This is a genomic window from Streptomyces canus (assembly GCF_030815415.1).
GTDB lineage: Bacteria > Actinomycetota > Actinomycetes > Streptomycetales > Streptomycetaceae > Streptomyces > Streptomyces canus_F.
The window spans coordinates 2,488,946-2,504,540 of sequence record NZ_JAUSWW010000001.1; the positions used below are offsets into that span (position 1 = coordinate 2,488,946).

Annotated in this window: 15 protein-coding genes; 8 read left to right on the plus strand and 7 right to left on the minus strand. The window is 71.2% G+C overall.

Annotated elements, in window-relative coordinates:
- The first annotated feature begins 251 nt into the window (after positions 1 to 251).
- Positions 252 to 734 (plus strand): DUF456 domain-containing protein, encoded by a 483-nt coding sequence (locus QF037_RS11610; RefSeq protein WP_307024295.1) that lies wholly within the window; start codon positions 252 to 254, stop codon positions 732 to 734.
- Positions 735 to 801: 67 nt separating this feature from the next.
- Entirely contained in the window at positions 802 to 1,182 is a 381-nt protein-coding gene (locus QF037_RS11615) for a PPOX class F420-dependent oxidoreductase (protein WP_307024297.1), read from the plus strand.
- A gap of 74 nt (positions 1,183 to 1,256) precedes the next feature.
- Here the strand turns inward: QF037_RS11615 and QF037_RS11620 are convergent, their stop codons facing one another.
- From QF037_RS11620 to rsgA, 3 genes are all read right to left on the minus strand, one after another.
- Positions 1,257 to 1,739: a methylated-DNA--[protein]-cysteine S-methyltransferase gene (locus tag QF037_RS11620; protein ID WP_307024299.1), complete on the minus strand. Its 483-nt coding sequence runs from the start codon at positions 1,737 to 1,739 to the stop codon at positions 1,257 to 1,259.
- Positions 1,736 to 3,094: a DNA-3-methyladenine glycosylase 2 family protein gene (locus QF037_RS11625; RefSeq protein WP_307037124.1), complete on the minus strand. Its 1,359-nt coding sequence runs from the start codon at positions 3,092 to 3,094 to the stop codon at positions 1,736 to 1,738. Before QF037_RS11625 ends, QF037_RS11620 begins: the two co-directional genes overlap by 4 nt.
- Positions 3,095 to 3,273: 179 nt before the next feature.
- Positions 3,274 to 4,365, minus strand: a complete 1,092-nt coding sequence (gene rsgA, locus QF037_RS11630) for a ribosome small subunit-dependent GTPase A (protein WP_307024301.1) — start codon at positions 4,363 to 4,365, stop codon at positions 3,274 to 3,276.
- Positions 4,366 to 4,856: 491 nt separating this feature from the next.
- Here rsgA and QF037_RS11635 point away from each other — a divergent pair, with 491 nt between their 5' ends.
- From QF037_RS11635 to QF037_RS11650, 3 genes are all read left to right on the plus strand, one after another.
- Positions 4,857 to 5,336, plus strand: coding sequence for a hypothetical protein (locus QF037_RS11635; protein WP_307024303.1), 480 nt, complete (start codon positions 4,857 to 4,859; stop codon positions 5,334 to 5,336).
- A 14-nt stretch (positions 5,337 to 5,350) separates the two neighbouring features.
- Positions 5,351 to 5,719, plus strand: coding sequence for a response regulator transcription factor (locus QF037_RS50935; RefSeq protein ID WP_373463698.1), 369 nt, complete (start codon positions 5,351 to 5,353; stop codon positions 5,717 to 5,719).
- A 201-nt stretch (positions 5,720 to 5,920) separates the two neighbouring features.
- Positions 5,921 to 6,478 (plus strand): ATP-binding protein, encoded by a 558-nt coding sequence (locus tag QF037_RS11650; protein ID WP_307024305.1) that lies wholly within the window; start codon positions 5,921 to 5,923, stop codon positions 6,476 to 6,478.
- Here the strand turns inward: QF037_RS11650 and QF037_RS11655 are convergent.
- From QF037_RS11655 to QF037_RS11670, 4 genes are all read right to left on the minus strand, one after another.
- Positions 6,444 to 7,913 carry a cellulose binding domain-containing protein gene (locus QF037_RS11655; RefSeq protein ID WP_307024307.1) on the minus strand — a complete coding sequence of 490 codons (1,470 nt, stop codon included), beginning with the start codon at positions 7,911 to 7,913 and terminating at the stop codon, positions 6,444 to 6,446. The two genes, QF037_RS11650 and QF037_RS11655, sit on opposite strands and share 35 nt — an antisense overlap.
- Before the next feature lie 252 nt (positions 7,914 to 8,165).
- A complete protein-coding gene (locus QF037_RS11660; RefSeq protein WP_307024309.1) occupies positions 8,166 to 9,485 on the minus strand; it encodes a radical SAM protein in 1,320 nt (439 codons plus the stop codon).
- Positions 9,486 to 9,544: 59 nt separating this feature from the next.
- Positions 9,545 to 10,207 carry a pyridoxamine 5'-phosphate oxidase family protein gene (locus QF037_RS11665; RefSeq protein ID WP_307024311.1) on the minus strand — a complete coding sequence of 221 codons (663 nt, stop codon included), beginning with the start codon at positions 10,205 to 10,207 and terminating at the stop codon, positions 9,545 to 9,547.
- Between the two features lie 93 nt (positions 10,208 to 10,300).
- Positions 10,301 to 11,308 (minus strand): hydroxyacid dehydrogenase, encoded by a 1,008-nt coding sequence (locus QF037_RS11670; protein WP_307024314.1) that lies wholly within the window; start codon positions 11,306 to 11,308, stop codon positions 10,301 to 10,303.
- A 124-nt stretch (positions 11,309 to 11,432) separates the two neighbouring features.
- On the opposite strand from QF037_RS11670, the gene QF037_RS11675 reads away from it, so the two are divergent.
- The 3 genes from QF037_RS11675 (at position 11,433) to QF037_RS11685 (ending at position 15,584) form a co-directional block, all read left to right on the plus strand.
- Positions 11,433 to 12,686: an FAD-binding protein gene (locus QF037_RS11675; RefSeq protein ID WP_307024316.1), complete on the plus strand. Its 1,254-nt coding sequence runs from the start codon at positions 11,433 to 11,435 to the stop codon at positions 12,684 to 12,686.
- Between the two features lie 114 nt (positions 12,687 to 12,800).
- Positions 12,801 to 14,048, plus strand: coding sequence for an ROK family protein (locus QF037_RS11680; RefSeq protein ID WP_307024317.1), 1,248 nt, complete (start codon positions 12,801 to 12,803; stop codon positions 14,046 to 14,048).
- Positions 14,049 to 14,327: 279 nt separating this feature from the next.
- Positions 14,328 to 15,584 carry an ABC transporter substrate-binding protein gene (locus tag QF037_RS11685; protein WP_307024319.1) on the plus strand — a complete coding sequence of 419 codons (1,257 nt, stop codon included), beginning with the start codon at positions 14,328 to 14,330 and terminating at the stop codon, positions 15,582 to 15,584.
- The last annotated feature ends 11 nt before the right edge of the window (positions 15,585 to 15,595 follow it).

Below are 15,595 nucleotides of genomic sequence, written 5' to 3' on the forward strand. Positions count from 1 at the left end.
CACGCCGCACGGCGGGTGATCCATAGAACGACCGTACGAAAGGAGCCGCCGGGCGGTTCCACCCCCCACGGGAGAACCGCCCGGCGACACCGGGGTACCCGGGCCTTCGATCCCCTCACACGTGTGACCTGGGCCAGAGCACCGCGGAGCGCCGGGTGAAGCGGCTGCCGGGGCTCGGTGAGGTGACCACCTGGTTGCCGTCGCGGTGGTCCTGACCTGCGGTTTTTCCCACCGTCCGGCACCCTGGACGCATGGGAGTGTGGGACCTCCTGCTGGTCGGCCTGGTCCTCTTGCTCGGCCTGTGCGGAGTGCTGGTGCCCGGAGTGCCGGGGTCGTGGCTCGTGTGGGCCGCGGTCTCGTGGTGGGCGCTGAAGGATCCGCGGCCGGTCGCCTGGTGGGTGCTGGTGGGGGCCACCGTCGTGCTGTTCCTCTCCCAGGTGGTGCGCTGGGCGCTGCCGCCCCGGCGTCTGCGTACGAGCGGGGCCACCCCCCGGATGGGCGTGTACGCCGGGATCGGCGCGTTCCTGGGCTTCTTCCTGGTCCCCGTGCTGGGCGCGATCCCCGGCTTCATGGCCGGCATCTACCTGCACGAACGTCTCCGCCTCGGCCGCCACGGCGAGGCGAGGGCGGCACTGCGCACGGTCATGCGCTCGGGCGGCTCCAGCGTGCTGGCGGAGCTGTTCACCTGCCTGCTGATCATGGGGGCGTGGCTGGGGGCGGTGCTGTGGGGGTGACGTAGGGCCGCGGCCCTAGGCCGAGGAACCGATGTGCCCGCCGGGGCGGGCGTGTTCGGATGGCTGCATGACCGAATTCAGCGAGGCCGAACGCGCGTATCTGAAGTCGCAGCGGCTGGGGCGGCTCGCCACGGTGTCCCCCCAGGGGCAGCCCCAGGCCAACCCGGTCGGGTTCTTCCCCCAGGACGACGGGACGATCCTGGTCGGCGGCTACGAGATGGGGCGCAGCAAGAAGTGGCGCAACCTTCAGCAGAACCCGAAGGTCGCGCTCGTGGTCGACGACATCGTCAGTCTGCGCCCCTGGACCGTCCGTGGCATCGACATCCGCGGCGAGGCGGAACTCCTGATCGGCCCGCACGAGTTGGGCCCGCACTTCAGCGAGGAGGTCATCCGGATCCATCCTCGGCGGATTCACAGTTGGGGGCTCGATTCGCCGGATGGGTCGTAGTCACACCGCGGGCCGGTGGGGGCTCGTCGCGCAGTTCCCCGCGCCCCTGACGGGGCGCGGCACATCACCCGGATCTAGAGGACACCCTCCAGGCTCAGCAGGGTCGTCTTGCGCTCCAGGCCCCCCGCGTACCCCGTCAGCGAGCCGTCCGCGCCGATCACCCGGTGGCACGGCCTGACGATCAGCAGGGGGTTGGCGCCGATCGCGCCGCCGACCGCTCGTACCGCGGCCCTGGGCGCCCCGATACGGGTGGCGATCTCGCCGTAGGTCGTCGTGGCGCCGTAGGGGACGTCGTCCAGGGCGGCCCAGACCCGCTCGCGGAATTCCGTGCCCTCGGCCCGCAGCTCCAGCCGGAACTCCTTCAGCTCACCGGCGAAGTACGCCGTGAGCTGCTCCACGGCCTCGTGGAAGAGGGCGGGGTCGTGCAGCCAGCCGTCCTGGACCGTGCGGCCGCCCTTCTGGTCCGGCACGGACACGGAGGTCAGCACGCCGGTCGGGTCGGCGGTGAGGAGGAGCGGGCCGACGGGGCTGTCCGCGGTCGTCCAGTGCGTGGTCATCGGGTCTCCAGCTCCCCTGCGGTGCGCAGGTGTTGTACGGCGTAGGAGCGCCAGGGGCGCCAGGTGTCGGGGGCGTTCAGGTCGGGCGGGGCCACGTCGGGGTCGCCGAGGGCGCGGGTGCGGACGACGGCGACGGTACGGGCGTCCATGCCGGGCAGGGCGAGCAGCGCCGTCTGTGCGTCGTCGCGGTCGGCGCCGGGGTCCAGGTGGACGGCGCCGTCGGCGAGGGCCGCGGTGAGCGCGCCCAGGGGGCCCTCGGGCTCGGCCTCGGCGAGGACCGCCGGTTCGGGGAAGAGGTGGGTGAGGCTGCCGCAGGGCGCGTCGAGCGCCTTGCCGTACCGCTGCACGAGCCGCGCGGTTCGTGCCGGGCCGGCCAGCGCCCGTACCGCCAGCTCCTCCGGGTCGGCCGCGCCCGGCGACCGCAGCCCCGGGCGGGCCGCGACCAGCGGGGCGAGCCGCGGGTCGGCGCCGAGCCGCTCGTCGACGGCGTACGGGTCGGCGTCGAGGTCGAACAGGCGCCGCAACCGCTGTACCGCGGTCGTCAGATCCCGCAGGTCGGTGAGGTGGAGCCGGGCGTCGAGCCAGCCGCGCGGCCGCTCCTCGACGGCGACGATCCCGGTGCCGTACGGCAGTCGCAGCGTGCGCCGGTAGGTGCGCTTCCCTTCCGGTCCGCTCACCTCCTCGACGCCGGGGACGGCCTCGTCGGCGAGGAGGTCGAAGACGGCGTCGGACCGGTACGGGCCCCGGTAGGCGAGCCGCAGCGGCACACCGGCCGCGGGGGTGGCCGTACGGCGGGACGCGGGCGCGGCGTCGCGCAGCCGGCTCGGGGTCTGCGCGTACACGGTGCGGATCGTGTCGTTGAACTGCCGCACGCTGGCGAACCCGGAGGCGAACGCGATCTGGGTGACCGGCAGTTCCGTGGTCTGCAGCAGGACCCGTGCGGTGTGCGAGCGCTGGGCGCGGGCGAGGGCGACGGGCCCGGCGCCGAGTTCCGCGGTGAGCTGCCGCTGGACCTGCCGGGCGCTGTAGCCCAGCCGGTCCGCCAGACCCGCGACGCCCTCCCGGTCGACGACGCCGTCGCCGATCAGCCGCATCGCACGCCCCACGACATCGGCCCGTACGTTCCACTCCGCCGACCCCGGCACGGCGTCCGGACGACACCGCCGGCAGGCCCGGAACCCGGAACCCTGCGCGGCGGCGGCCGTCGCGAAGAACCGCACATTGCGCCGCTTCGGCGTGACGGCGGGGCAACTGGGCCGGCAGTAGATCCCGGTCGTCTCGACGGCGAAGAAGAACTCTCCGTCAAACCGCCCGTCCCGACTCCGCACCGCCTCGTACCTGCTGTCTTCGTCCATCACACGGTCCAGTGTGCGACCTGGACGGGAGTGTGGCTGGCGGGATTCGGACACGGCGCTCGGGGCGCCCCGTCAGGGGCGCGGGGCTGTATCGACATGCGGCTCCGCCGCGTGGGCGCGACAAGCCACAGCCCACCCGCACCCGCGAGACGACAAAGCGAGGCACCCCCGTAGGCGCCCTACCGCACCCGCCCCCGCTTCGCCTCCATCGCGGCCTTCCCCTCAGCCCCCCGGCGCTTCCAGTCCTTCCGAAGCTCCGCACGGACCCGCGCATCGGTCTTGGCGACAATCCGCTGGTTCTCCCGGATCAGCTTCCGGTAACTCTCCAGGCGCCGCTCACCCAGCTCGCCGGAGGTGATCGCGGCGAGCACCGCGCACCCCGGCTCCGCCTCATGGGCGCAGTCGTGGAAGCGGCACCGCTCGGCCAGTTCCGCGATCTCGGAGAACACCTGCCCGACACCGCTCTCGGCGTCGAAGAGACCGACACCGCGCAGCCCCGGGGTGTCGATCAGCACTCCCCCGCCCGGGAGGGCGAGGAGGTTGCGGGTGGTCGTCGTGTGACGCCCCTTGCCGTCGACGTCCCGGGCCGCGCGGACGTCCATGACGTCCTCGCCGACCAGGGCGTTGGCGAGGGTCGACTTGCCCGCTCCGGACTGGCCGAGCAGCACGCTCGTACCGCCGGAGACGACGGCGACGAGGACGTCGAGCCCGTCGCCGTCGAGGGCGCTGACCGTCAGCACCGGTACGCCCGGCGCCGTGGTCTCCACGTCCTGGACGAGATGCGCGAGCGTCGCCGCGTCCGGTACGAGGTCGGCCTTGGTGAGCACGACCAGGGGCTGTGCCCCGCTCTCCCAGGCGAGCGCGAGGAAGCGCTCGATGCGGCCGAGGTCGAGCTCGACGGCGAGGGAGACGGCGACGATGGCGTGGTCGACGTTGGCGGCGAGGATCTGCCCCTCGGACCGCTTGGAGGAGGTGGAGCGTACGAAGGCGGTGCGGCGCGGCAGATACGTGCGGACGTAACGCGGGTTGCCGCCGGGCTCGACGGCGACCCAGTCCCCGGTGCACACGACCCGCAGCGGGTCGTGGGGGGTGACGAACGCGGTGTCCGCTCGCAGGAGACCGTCCGCGGTGACGACGTCGCACTGCCCGCGGTCGACGCGGACGACCCGCCCGGCCAGCAGTCCTTCGGCGTCGTAGGGGGCGAACTCGTCCGCCCATGCGTCGTCCCAGCCGTAGGGAGCGAGCGCGGTGAAAACAGAGGTGGAAGTCAAGGGTGACCCTTCACAGGGTGGCCCCGGCGAGGAGTGAGGTGGTCAGCCGGCGGCCACGGAGGTGGACTTGATGAACTGAATGCGGGCAGCGCTCGTCGCAGTGACAGCCATCGGTCAAACACCTCCTCGTACGCACACGGTCGACGCCGGAACGTCCCCCACCTTAGACAGGTGCGTTCGCGGACGCCACGGGTTTTTTTCGCCGCGCGACAGGACATGGGCACGTTCCGTCAGGTAAGCGCCTTCAGTTGGCAATGTCGCACTACAGGCGCCTGACCTGCGTCTCGCTCCTAATGTTCTTGGTAGGGCCGCCGTACCTCCGCCCACCGCGGACCACGGCGCGCACGGGGCGTACCACGTTCGGAGGCGGGTTCCGATTCTGCAAGCATCCGCGACGCGAGCAACGGCCGGTCGGAGTCCGAGGGCGTCGAGCTTCGTCGGCAGGCGGCAGGAGGTCGCGGAGCAAGCGGCTGCTGGCCGCGCACCGGTTGGTGAGCCTGACCGGGCCGGGCGGCGTCGGCAAGACCAGGCTGGCCCTGCATGTCCTGCCCGCGCTGGCGAAGCGGTTCGCCGACGGGGTGCACCTGGTCCAGCTGGCCGGTGTGCGGGACGCCTCGCTGGTGCCGCTCGCCCTGGTCGAGGCGCTGAACATCCGTGATGTGTCGGGGCGTTCGCCGGTCGAGGTGCTCGTCGAGCAGCTCGGGGAACGCGATCTGCTCCTCGTACTGGACAACTGCGAGCACCTGACCGAGGCCTGCGCGGAGTTCGTCGGGACGCTGCTGGCGCGGACCGCGGGCGCGGGTGCTGGCGACCAGCAGGCATCCGCTGGGGCTGGCCGGGCAGCATGTGCTGGAGGTGCAGCCGTTGCCCACGCCCGCGCCGGGCCCGCGCCGGCGCAGACCTCCTCCACCGCGTCCAGGTCGAAGCTCCCGGCGAACACCGAGGCGTACGCCCACACGGCCTGCTCCTGAGGGGTGCACAGGTCGTGGCTCCAGTCGACGGTCGCCCGCAGGGTGCGGTGCCGGGCCGGGGCGTCCTCGGTGTCGGCGAGCAGCCGGTACCGCCGGTCCAGCCGGTCGAGCACCTGCCGCACACCCAGCGCGCGCATCCGGACCGCGGCCAGCTCGATCGCGCACCCGCCCGCACGGTGCCCGACAGTCCGCTCACCCGCCGCGAGGCGGAGGTCGCCGAGCTCCTCGGGCAGGGCCTCACCAACCAGCAGATCGCCGACCGGCTGGTCGTCGCGGTACGGACGGCGGAGGGCCATGTGGAGCGGATCCTCAGCAAGTTGGGCTTCACCTCTCGCAGCCAGGTCGCCGTCTGGACCGCGTCACGCAGCATCCCGCGCCCCTGACGACGTCCTTGGACCTCGCTGCCCTTGGACCTCGCTCGACACGAACTGCAGGAAAGAGAACCGGACATGACGGACCACCGCTCCTCTCAAGCATCACGCCGGCATGGGACCGGTCTGCGGATGCGCGTAGTTTCCCCCGCGACCCGCGGTGCGCGCCGACGGCATGGTGGAGGTCGAGCCGCTGGGGTGAAGGGAAGCGACATGCCCGACGTCCGTCCGCCCTGTCTGTCCCTGGGCGGTGGCTGTACGACGATCCTGGGGCCAGGACGGTCCTCGGTCCGCCTCGCCAGGGCCGCCGTCCGGACGTGGCTGGCCGAGTACGGGCTCCAGTACCAGGCGGAGATCGCCGAGTTGTTGGTCAGCGAACTCGCCACCAACGCGGCCGTGCACGCCCGGGGCCGCTATCGGCTCACCCTCTCCCTCATGGCCGGCCGGCTGCGCTGCACGGTCGCGGACGAGGGGCCGGGCCTGCCCGGGACGCACGGCGAGGGTCGCGACGCGGACAGCGAGAACGGGCGCGGCCTGCTGCTGGTCGACGCGCTCGCCGACCGGTGGGGCAGCGGGCGCGTCGAGGACGGCGTCGGCACGGAGGTGTGGTTCGAGCTGGAGGCCGCCGGTCCGGACGCGGCGGCCGGCAGGACGGGCCCGGCGTGGGCGTCCGGGCCGAGATGGTGCCTCCCCGACCGGGCCACGGTGCCGATGCTGCTGCGTCCGACGGATGCCGTCAGGCCTTCGAGCAGCTGTGCCCGTTCAACGTGAAGGCGTACGCAGGTGAGTTCGTGCCCTGCCAGGAGGCGAGGAAGCCGAAGGCGAGGTCGGCGCCCGCGCGCACGGACCTGTTGTAGTCCGCGGCGCTCGCGGTGACACGGGAGCCGTCCTGGGCGAAGCTCGCGTCCCACATCTGGCCGACCTTCTGACCGTCCTTGAAGGACCAGGCGACGCGCCAGTCGTCGAGGGCCTCGTCGGTGGTGACGGTGACGGTGGCCTGGAAGCCGTCGGGCCACTGGTTCACCAGCTCGTACCGGACCTCGCAGGTGGCCGACGCGCTCGTGGCGGGGTTCGGCTTCTCGTCGTCGCGGGCGGCGGAGGAGGTGGTGCCCTGGGGTTCGGGCCCGGGGTTCTTCTTCGCGGAGGTGCTGCCGGCCGCGGACGGTGTGGGCGAGGCCGCCGGCCCGGAGGTCGCGGAAGGCGAGGGCACGGTGGCGCCGGGATCGGCCACCGGCTGACGGTCGGTGGGCAGCGAGGCTCCGTCGTCCATGGAGCCGCCCGCCGGCATCATCGAGACGGCGAGGGCCAGCAGTGAGACCAGCACGGCGGTGACGAGCAGTCCGCTGCGCACGACACGCGCCTTGTGGGCGCCGGGGTTCGGCGGGCCGGCGTCGGCCGTCTCCGGGCGTCCGGCGCCCAGCCGCACCTCCGCGGCCCGGCGTCTGCGTTCCAGGTACGCGAGGCCGCCCCAGCCGATCACTCCGCCCGCGAGCGCCCCGGGCAGTCCGCCGCCGTGCAGCCGCAGACAGGCGGCGGCCTCGGCGCACTGCACACAGGTGGCGAGGTGCCGGGAGAGGTCCGCCGGGGTGTCGGCGGAGCTCGCGCGGGTGACCGCGTCGAGGAGGCGGGCGTAGCTGCGGCACTGCGGGGCCATCGGGGTGTCGAGGTGGTTGCGGTGACTGCGGTCCCGGAACAGGCCGCGCACCTGCGCGAGTTCCTCCGGCAGATGGGCCGGGTCCAGACCGAGCCTGCGGGCCACCACGGACAGCGGCAGCGCCTCCACCTCGGCCAGCCACAGCAGATCCGCGTCGTGTTCCTGCATGTCGCGCAGACCGCGCAGGGCGATCGGGCGCTGCAACGGGGGGCCGGTGTAGCGTGCGGCCTTGTCCGAGTTGAGCCACAGGCGCAGGTCGGGATCGAGCCGGTGCCCCTGGCCGGCGGTCTCCCAGGCGGCGGCGGTGGTGCGTACGGCCGTCAGCAGCAGGGGGATCACGGGCAACCGGGGCGCACGGCGGCCCACGCCCTTGGCGGTGCCGCCGCCGTCGGTGCGGGCCTCGCGCATGCCGAGGGCGAACGCCTCCGTGGCCAGCTGGGTGGCCGCGGTGGAACCGGCCGTGCAGAGGTCGGCGTAGGAGAGCACGGCGTCCCAGCACTCGGTGAACAGCACGGCCTCGGCGGCGTCCTGGGGGGTCGGCAGGTCGGGCATCGGACTCCTGCATCGAAAGCGAGGTCAACTCACCTTATTGGCAACGGAGTTGTGGGGAAACTCGCGGCAGTGCACGAGCTTTTCACGGCTTCCGCACAACTGACAAGCTCACCATTCAAATCCGGTTACCAGGAGTTCGAGCCCGCCCACACCTCGTTGCCGCTGTTGCGCTTGTCACTCCAGAAGACATACGCAGAAAAGGCCCGGACGACTCGATCCGGACCCTGACTGCTCGATCGGCTCCCGCCGCGACTACACCTCGGCGGGTTCCTGTGCCGGGAGGCTGTCCATGAAGGAGCTCACCGAGAAGACGGCGCGGCCGGGCCCGGGCTCACCGTATCCGGGGGGCGAGGAGAGACCGAAGTCCTCCATCGTCTGGCGATAGGCCTGCAACAGCCGGATGTGGTACTCCAGCGGCGCGCCCTGCGGGTTGGCCTTGCCGAGCGGGGTGGTCGGCTCGGGGCACCAGGTGGTGAAGCGGGGTGTGATGCCCTGCGACATGAAGAAGCGCAGCCCCTCGGTGGTGGACGCGATGGCCTCGTCGACGGTCTTGAAGCCGAAGGGCTCGGCCATCTCCACGCCCGCCACGAAGTTGGGGATCACATTGCGCGCGCCGAAGATCTCCGCCGACTCCAGGATCCGCTTGTGCCACTCGTCGCGGCCGACGTAGCGCTCCTTGCCGGGGCAGTGGAGCTTGAAGAGGTACTCGTCCCACACCTCGTAGTTGGGGTGGTAGATCTGCACGCCGTAGTCCTTGAAGCGCTGCACGTCGTCGCGCGGCAGCGCCTGGGCGACGACCTTGCCGATCCAGCGGCCGGGGAAGCGCTCCTCGATGGCCTTGGCGTAGTGGCCGTAGAAGTCGGCCTCGTCGCGTCCGGCCACCGTCTTGGTGATCGCGCCGCCGGTGAGGGTGTAGGCGGTGGAGGTCTTCGCGGTGTCGTACCGGTCGATGATCTCCAGGGCCTCGAGGACCTCTTCGACGTCCTTGACGCCGGTGTACGGGCGGCCGGCGGCCTTGTGCTGGCGCCAGTTGTGGTTGATGTCGCAGTACTGGCACTCCTCCTTGGCGCCGAAGTACTGGCAGACCCGGAAGACGGTCAGGTAGATGAGGTAGCCCCACTGGATGGTGGGGGCGACCTCCATGACGGACTTCCCGTTGGAGAGCTTGTGCTTGTAGTACTCCGGCATCGGCGGCACACCGACGTCGGCGATGCGCTTGCCGTCGAGGTAGAGGCCGAGCACGCCCTCCTCGTCGGCGGCGACGCGGTACGGCGACGACGGGTTCACGCGCACGGAGACGACGGTGCGGCGCAGGTCGTACGGACCGCCCGTGAGGATGATCTCCTCCGGCGGCCGCCGCAGCGCGGCCTCGCCGAGTTCGGGCAGGGTGCCGTGGTCGAAGGAGAAGATGAAGTACGACTTCGGCTTGACCTCTCCACCCTCGTTGTCGCTGAGCGCGGACGGATCGAAGGCCACCCCGCCGCGCAGCAGATCCTCCTTGAAGACGGCTTCCCGCGGTACGTGCGGGAATCGCTCCATCAGATCTTCGACCAGTGCGGTGCGGCTGCCCATCCGTAAATCTCCTCCCGGCTCAGGCGTTCGACTCCTCACGTTATGCCCCCGCCCGCCCGTCACGCGTACCGGGTCCCCTCGCGTCGAGCGATGTGTTCCGGTACGGGCGTTTCGCCCGGCAGTACGGGATCGGTGACGGGCGCGCCCCACACCGAGGTCAGCGGCAGGGTCCCGGCCCAGAGACCGAGCCCGGCGTCGGGTCCGTCGCCGTCGTCCGGCGGGCCGCTGCGGATCTTGACCGAGGCCTCTTCGAGGGAGAGGGCGAGGAGAGTGGTGGCGGCGAGTTCCTTGCGGCTCGGGCTGCGGGCGTACGACCACTGCCCCGGGGTCGCGTGGTCGGTGAGCCGGCGCAGGCCCGCCAGCTTCTCCTCGGGGTCGGTGACCTTGCGGGCCTCGCCGTGGATCATCGCGCTGCGGTAGTTCACGCCGTGCTCGAAGACGGACCGGGCGAGGACCAGCCCGTCGACGTGCGTGACCGTGACGCAGACGGGGACGCCGCCGGAGAGACTGCGGCTCGCCACCGAGCCGTGGAGGTAGAGCTCCTGGTCGTCCCGCCCGTAGACGGTCGGGACGACCAGGGGCCGGCCTTCGATCACCACGCCCAGGTGGCAGACGAAGCCCGCGTCGAGGATGGCGTTCAGGTCGGCGCGGTCGAGGCTGCCCTGGTCGCGCAGGCGGCGGTGGCGGGTGAGGTCGGTCTCGGGGAGCGGGTCGAGCGTCATGACGATGGAAACTACTGATATCGCTGCTTTATCGCCAGACATTTATCGATACCTATACCGAATGGCTTCTCTGGCAACGAAATCCGCACCTCCTCAGGCGCCGAACTCCAGTGCCGCCAGCTCCACCGGATACGCCGGACCGGCACCGGTCGCGAGCCGCTCCGCCTCCTCGGCCACCGCTGTGCCGAGCCGGGCCAGCTCGTTGCCCTGGGAGCCCGCGAGGTGCGGGGTGACGAAGGCGTTGGGGAGGTCGTACAGGGGCGAGTCGGCGGGGAGCGGCTCGGGGTCGGTCACGTCGAGGACCGCGCTGAGGCGCCCGGTGCGGAGTTCGGCGACCAGGGCGTCGTGGTCGACGAGGCCGCCGCGCGCGGTGTTGACGAGGACCGCCCCGTCGGGCATCAGGGACAGCTCACGGCGGCCGATGAGGTGGTGCGTCTCGGGGGTCTGCGGGGCGTGGACCGTGACGATCTGCGAACCGCGCAGCAGCTCGTCCAGCTCCAGCAGGGGCACGCCGAGCCGGGCCGCCTGCGCCTCGGTGACGTACGGGTCGGTGAGCGCGGGCCGCAGGTCGAAGGGGCGCAGGAGTTCCAGGACGCGGCGGCCGATGCGGGAGGCGCCGATGACGCCGACCCGGCGGCCGTGGTTGCCGATGCCGGGGACGATGCCCCAGCCGGGGTGGGCCCGTGCGGCGCGCAGTCGCTCGCGGGCGACGAAGAGGTCCTTCCCGGCGAGGAGGATCATGGCGAGGGTGTACTCGGCGACAGGGAGCGCGTTGGCGTCGGCGGCCGAGGTGACCTCGATGCCCCGCCGCCAGATCTCCGGTGTGGCGAAGCCCTTGACCGAACCGGCGGAGTGCAGGATCGCCCGCAGTCCGGGGGCGGCGTCGAGGACCGTCGCGTCGATGCGGGGGCAGCCCCAGCCCGTCACGAGGATCTCGGTGCGGGCCAGCGCCTCCTTGACGCGCGGGTCGGTGAAGTCCTCGGCCACGAGATCCGGGTCGATGTCCACCGCCTCCCGCAGCCGCTCCAGCACCTCCGACGGGAAGACATGCGGCAGGTTGGCGGCGGTCATGGCGAACAGCGCCTGGGGACGCTCGGGCAAGGTGGTGACCCCCGGTCGAGGAAAACGGATAGAAACCGCTCTCTAAGTTAGGTGGCGGCGGATGAGAGGGTCAACGCAGAGGTATGCCGGCGAGGGCCGGCGTTCCAGGGAAGGGACGACAGGGATGACGGAGACGGTCACCAACTGGGCGGGCAACATCACGTACGGCGCGAAGGAGCTGCACCGCCCGTACTCGCTCGACACGCTGAGTGCCCTCGTGGCCGGGAGCGCGAAGGTGCGGGTGCTGGGCAGCGGGCACTCCTTCAACGAGATCGCCGAACCGGGCTCCGACGGCGTCCTGCTGTCGATCGCCGGGCTCCCCGCGGTGATCGACGTGGACTCCGCGGCCCGTACGGTACGGGTTGGGGGCGGCGTCCGGTACGCGGAGCTCGCCCGCGCGGTCCACGCCCAGGGGTTCGCGCTGCCCAACATGGCTTCGCTGCCGCACATCTCGGTGGCGGGGTCGGTCGCGACGGGGACGCACGGCTCGGGTGTGGGCAACGGTCCGCTGGGCTCGGCCGTGCGGGAGGTGGAGCTGGTCGTCGCCGACGGGTCGAGGGTGACGATCGGCCGGGACGACGAGCGCTTCGGCGGTGCCGTGACCTCGCTCGGCGCCCTGGGTGTCGTCACCGCGCTCACCCTGGACCTGGAGCCGGCCTTCCAGGTCGAGCAGCATGTCTTCACCGAACTTCCGCTGGAGGGGATGGACTTCGAGACGTTCTCGGCGGTCATGTCGGCCGCGTACAGCGTCAGCCTCTTCACGGACTGGCGGGAGCCGGGCTTCCGGCAGGTCTGGCTGAAGCGGCGGGTGGATCAGCCACTCGACCAGTTCACCTGGGCCGCGCCCGCCACCGAGAAGCTGCACCCGGTGCCGGGGATGCCCGCGGTCAACTGCACCGAGCAGTTCGGGGTGCCGGGACCCTGGCATGAGCGGCTGCCGCACTTCCGGGCGGAGTTCACGCCAAGCAGCGGGGCGGAGCTGCAGTCGGAGTATCTGCTGCCGCGGCGGTATGCCGTCGAGGCGCTGTATGCGATCGACGGTATCCGGGAGACGGTCGCCGGCGTACTGCAGACCTGCGAGGTGCGTACGGTCGCCGCCGACGAGCAGTGGCTGAGCCCGTCGTACGGACGCGACACGGTGGCGCTGCACTTCACCTGGATCGAGGACACGGCGGCCGTACTGCCGGTGGTGCGACGGCTGGAGGAGGTGCTCGACGGCTTCGGGCCGCGGCCGCACTGGGGGAAGGTGTTCACCACGCCGGGCGAGGTCCTGCGCGGCCGCTATCCCAGGCTGGACGACTTCCGGGCGCTGGCGGGCAGCCTGGACACTGAGGCAAAATTCGCCAACGCCTTCGTCCGGGACGTGCTCGCCGACTGACTTTATAAAGCCCCTTTCCTAACCCCTTGTCGAAAGTCCTCGGCAGCCCATAGCCTTGCGCCGCGCCGGTGCCGATGCCGTCCCGGCGAGAGCCGAAGGGACGGGGGCAACCCGGTGAAGCGCACCTCACGTGACATCCGCACCGCGAACCGCTACGAGGTGCTGCGCCAGATCATCGCCGCGTCGCCCACCTCCCGGCAGGAGCTGGCGGCCGCCACCGGGCTGAGCCTGGCCACGGTCGCCACGCTCGTCGGCGAGCTGCTCGATCTCTCGATGATCACGGAGGTCGGGTTCGAGGACTCGGCGGGAGGCCGCCCCCGCGGGCTCGTCGCGGTCAACGCGTCAGGGGGCGCGTTGATCGGTGTCGACATCGCGGAGACCTACGTCCATGTCGAGCTGTTCGACCTCGGCCTGAACGTGCTGGCCCGCGCCGAGGAGGACGTCCGCCCGGGTGAGAGCCTGCCCGAGCAGGTCATCGGCCATGTCGCCGCGGTCGTGGGCCAGGTGGTCGCGCAGGCCGGCATCGAGGGCGCCCGTGTCCTCGGGGTCGGGGTGAGCGTGCCGGGCCAGGTGGACCGGGACACCGGGTTCTGCGAGTACGCGCCCAACTGGGACTGGCACGACGTGCCGCTGCTCGATCTGCTCACCGAGCACATCGCCTACCCCCTGTACCTGGACAATCCGCTGCGCGCCTCCGCGGTGGCCGAGCTGTGGTTCGGGGCCGCGCGCGGCCGCGGGAACGCCGTGGTGGTGAACCTCGGCACCGGTGTGGGCGCCGGGCTCGTGCTCGGCGGCGGGCTGCACCGGGGGGTCAGCAACAGCGCCGGCGAGTGGGGCCACACCACGATCGTCCTGGACGGCCGGGTGTGCCGCTGCGGCAAGCACGGCTGCGTGGAGGCGTACGTCGGCGCGTCCGGGATCATGCTGAATCTGCGGGAGCTGAGTCCCGGCAGCCCGCTGCTGCACCAGGACGACCAGACGGCCACCATCGCCGCCCTGGCCGAGGGGCTGCGGCAGAACGATCCGGTGGCCCTCGGCACGCTCCGCGACACCGTCCGCTACCTCGGCGCCGGGATCGCCAACCTGGTCAACCTGTTCAACCCCGAGGTGATCGTGCTCAGCAGCTGGGTCGCGGCCGCCCTCGGCGAGCCCTTGGTCGAGGAGGTGCGCGAGGCGGTCGCCCGGCATGCGCTGCCCCGGCCGATGGCGGCCACCGAGATCGTCCTCTCCCCTATCCCCACGGATCCGGTGTGCCTGGGCGCGGCGACGTTCGCGCTCGAGGGCGCCCTCCAGTCGGTCGGCCAGAAGTCGCCGAAACGCAGCATCACGCCCGCGAGGGCCAAGACGCCCAACCCGCGTTAGCCAGAGCCTGGTTCCGGCAGTGGGCCGTAGGGCCCGGAAGGCAGTAACCCGCAGTACCCGAAGGGGGGTTGCGGGCCGCTGGTGCGGCGGCCCGTGACCCGCGATGTCCGGTATCCCGAACACTCCGCAACGCTTCGAACAGACTTCGTCCAACCCCTTGCCGAAGCCTTAGCCGAAGGTTAACGTCCCGCACCGCGACACCAATTGAGCCACCTGGCGCTGAGCCGCTTCAGGCACCGGGCGCAGAGCCGCAGCCGTACTCGAGACAAGGACGTCAGCATGTCGGCAATGAGAAACGTCAACTGGGACCGCCGTACCGTTCTTCGGGCCGCCATGGGTATGGCGGCCGCCGGCGGACTGGCCGCGTGCGGGGGCAACACCGGACGCAGCAGCTCCGGCGAGGGGCTCACGCAGTACTTCCACGCGTACGGCGAGGCGGGCACCGAGCAGGCCATCAAGCGGTACGCGAAGGCCTACAAGGAAGCCAACGTCACCACCCAGTGGATCACCGGCTCCAACTTCGAGAACAAGCTGTTCCCGGCTCTGCTCACCAAGAACGCGCCCGACGTCTTCGAGTTCCACCCGCAGCTCCAGATGGTGACGAGCGGTCAGGTGGCGGACCTGAGCGACATCATCAACCCGGTCAAGGACGACTTCAACGCCGCCGACATCGCCTCGCACACGGTCGACGGGAAGATATACGGCGTCCGGATGATCGACGACCCGCAGTTCTTCTACTACCGTCCGTCGCTCTTCGAGAAGGCCAAGGTCGAGGTTCCCCAGACGCTGGAGGAGCTGATCGAGGTCATCGACAAGCTCACCACGAGCAAGGTCAAGGGCGCCTTCCTCGGCAACGACATCACCCCCGTCCAGAACCCGCTGATCTGGTCGGCCGGCGCGGACACCCTCAACGACAAGAACGAGATCGCCTACCACACGGACGCCGTGGCCGACGGTCTGAGCCAGCTCCGCAAGCTGTTCACCAGCGGCAACCTGCTCCTGGACGCCCCCGCCGACTGGTGGGACCCCTCCGCCTTCACTCAGGGCCTGACCGCGATCCAGTGGTGCGGCATGTGGGCCATGCCCGTGATCCAGAAGGCGCTCGGCGACGACGTCGGCATCTTCCCGTTCCCGAAGGTCGGCGACTCCGGCAGGTTCTCGGTCATCAACGGCGGCTGGTCGATGTTCGTCAACGCCAAGAGCAAGAACCTCGACGCGGCCAAGGAATACGTCAAGTGGCTGTGGATCGACCAGAAGGAGTACCAGGAGGACTGGGCGCTGTCCTACGGCTTCCACATCCCGCCGCGCACCTCGATCGCGCAGTCGGCCACCAAGCTGAAGTCGGGTCTGCCGGCCGAGGGCGTCAAGCTCTTCGGCGAGTACGGGCACTTCGACAACATCGCCTGGACGCAGGCGATGATCGCCTCGGTGAACGACGTGATCGCCAACTCCGTGCGCAAGAACGGCAGTCCGGAGGCCGCGCTCGACGCCTGTGACAAGAAGGTCAACGCAGAGCTCAAGAAGCTCTTCGGATAGGCCGGCGGGCG

Bases quoted from the DNA above. Each gene is read 5' to 3' on its own strand.
- QF037_RS11625 (WP_307037124.1), bottom strand. From the start codon at position 3,094: ATGGACGAAGACAGCAGGTACGAGGCGGTGCGGAGTCGGGACGGGCGG.
- QF037_RS11665 (WP_307024311.1), bottom strand. From the start codon at position 10,207: ATGACGCTCGACCCGCTCCCCGAGACCGACCTCACCCGCCACCGCCGC.
- QF037_RS11650 (WP_307024305.1), top strand. From the start codon at position 5,921: ATGCCCGACGTCCGTCCGCCCTGTCTGTCCCTGGGCGGTGGCTGTACG.
- QF037_RS11685 (WP_307024319.1), top strand. From the start codon at position 14,328: ATGTCGGCAATGAGAAACGTCAACTGGGACCGCCGTACCGTTCTTCGG.
- QF037_RS11620 (WP_307024299.1), bottom strand. From the start codon at position 1,739: ATGACCACGCACTGGACGACCGCGGACAGCCCCGTCGGCCCGCTCCTC.
- QF037_RS11655 (WP_307024307.1), bottom strand. From the start codon at position 7,913: ATGCCCGACCTGCCGACCCCCCAGGACGCCGCCGAGGCCGTGCTGTTC.
- QF037_RS11675 (WP_307024316.1), top strand. From the start codon at position 11,433: ATGACGGAGACGGTCACCAACTGGGCGGGCAACATCACGTACGGCGCG.
- QF037_RS11660 (WP_307024309.1), bottom strand. From the start codon at position 9,485: ATGGGCAGCCGCACCGCACTGGTCGAAGATCTGATGGAGCGATTCCCG.
- QF037_RS11610 (WP_307024295.1), top strand. From the start codon at position 252: ATGGGAGTGTGGGACCTCCTGCTGGTCGGCCTGGTCCTCTTGCTCGGC.
- QF037_RS11615 (WP_307024297.1), top strand. From the start codon at position 802: ATGACCGAATTCAGCGAGGCCGAACGCGCGTATCTGAAGTCGCAGCGG.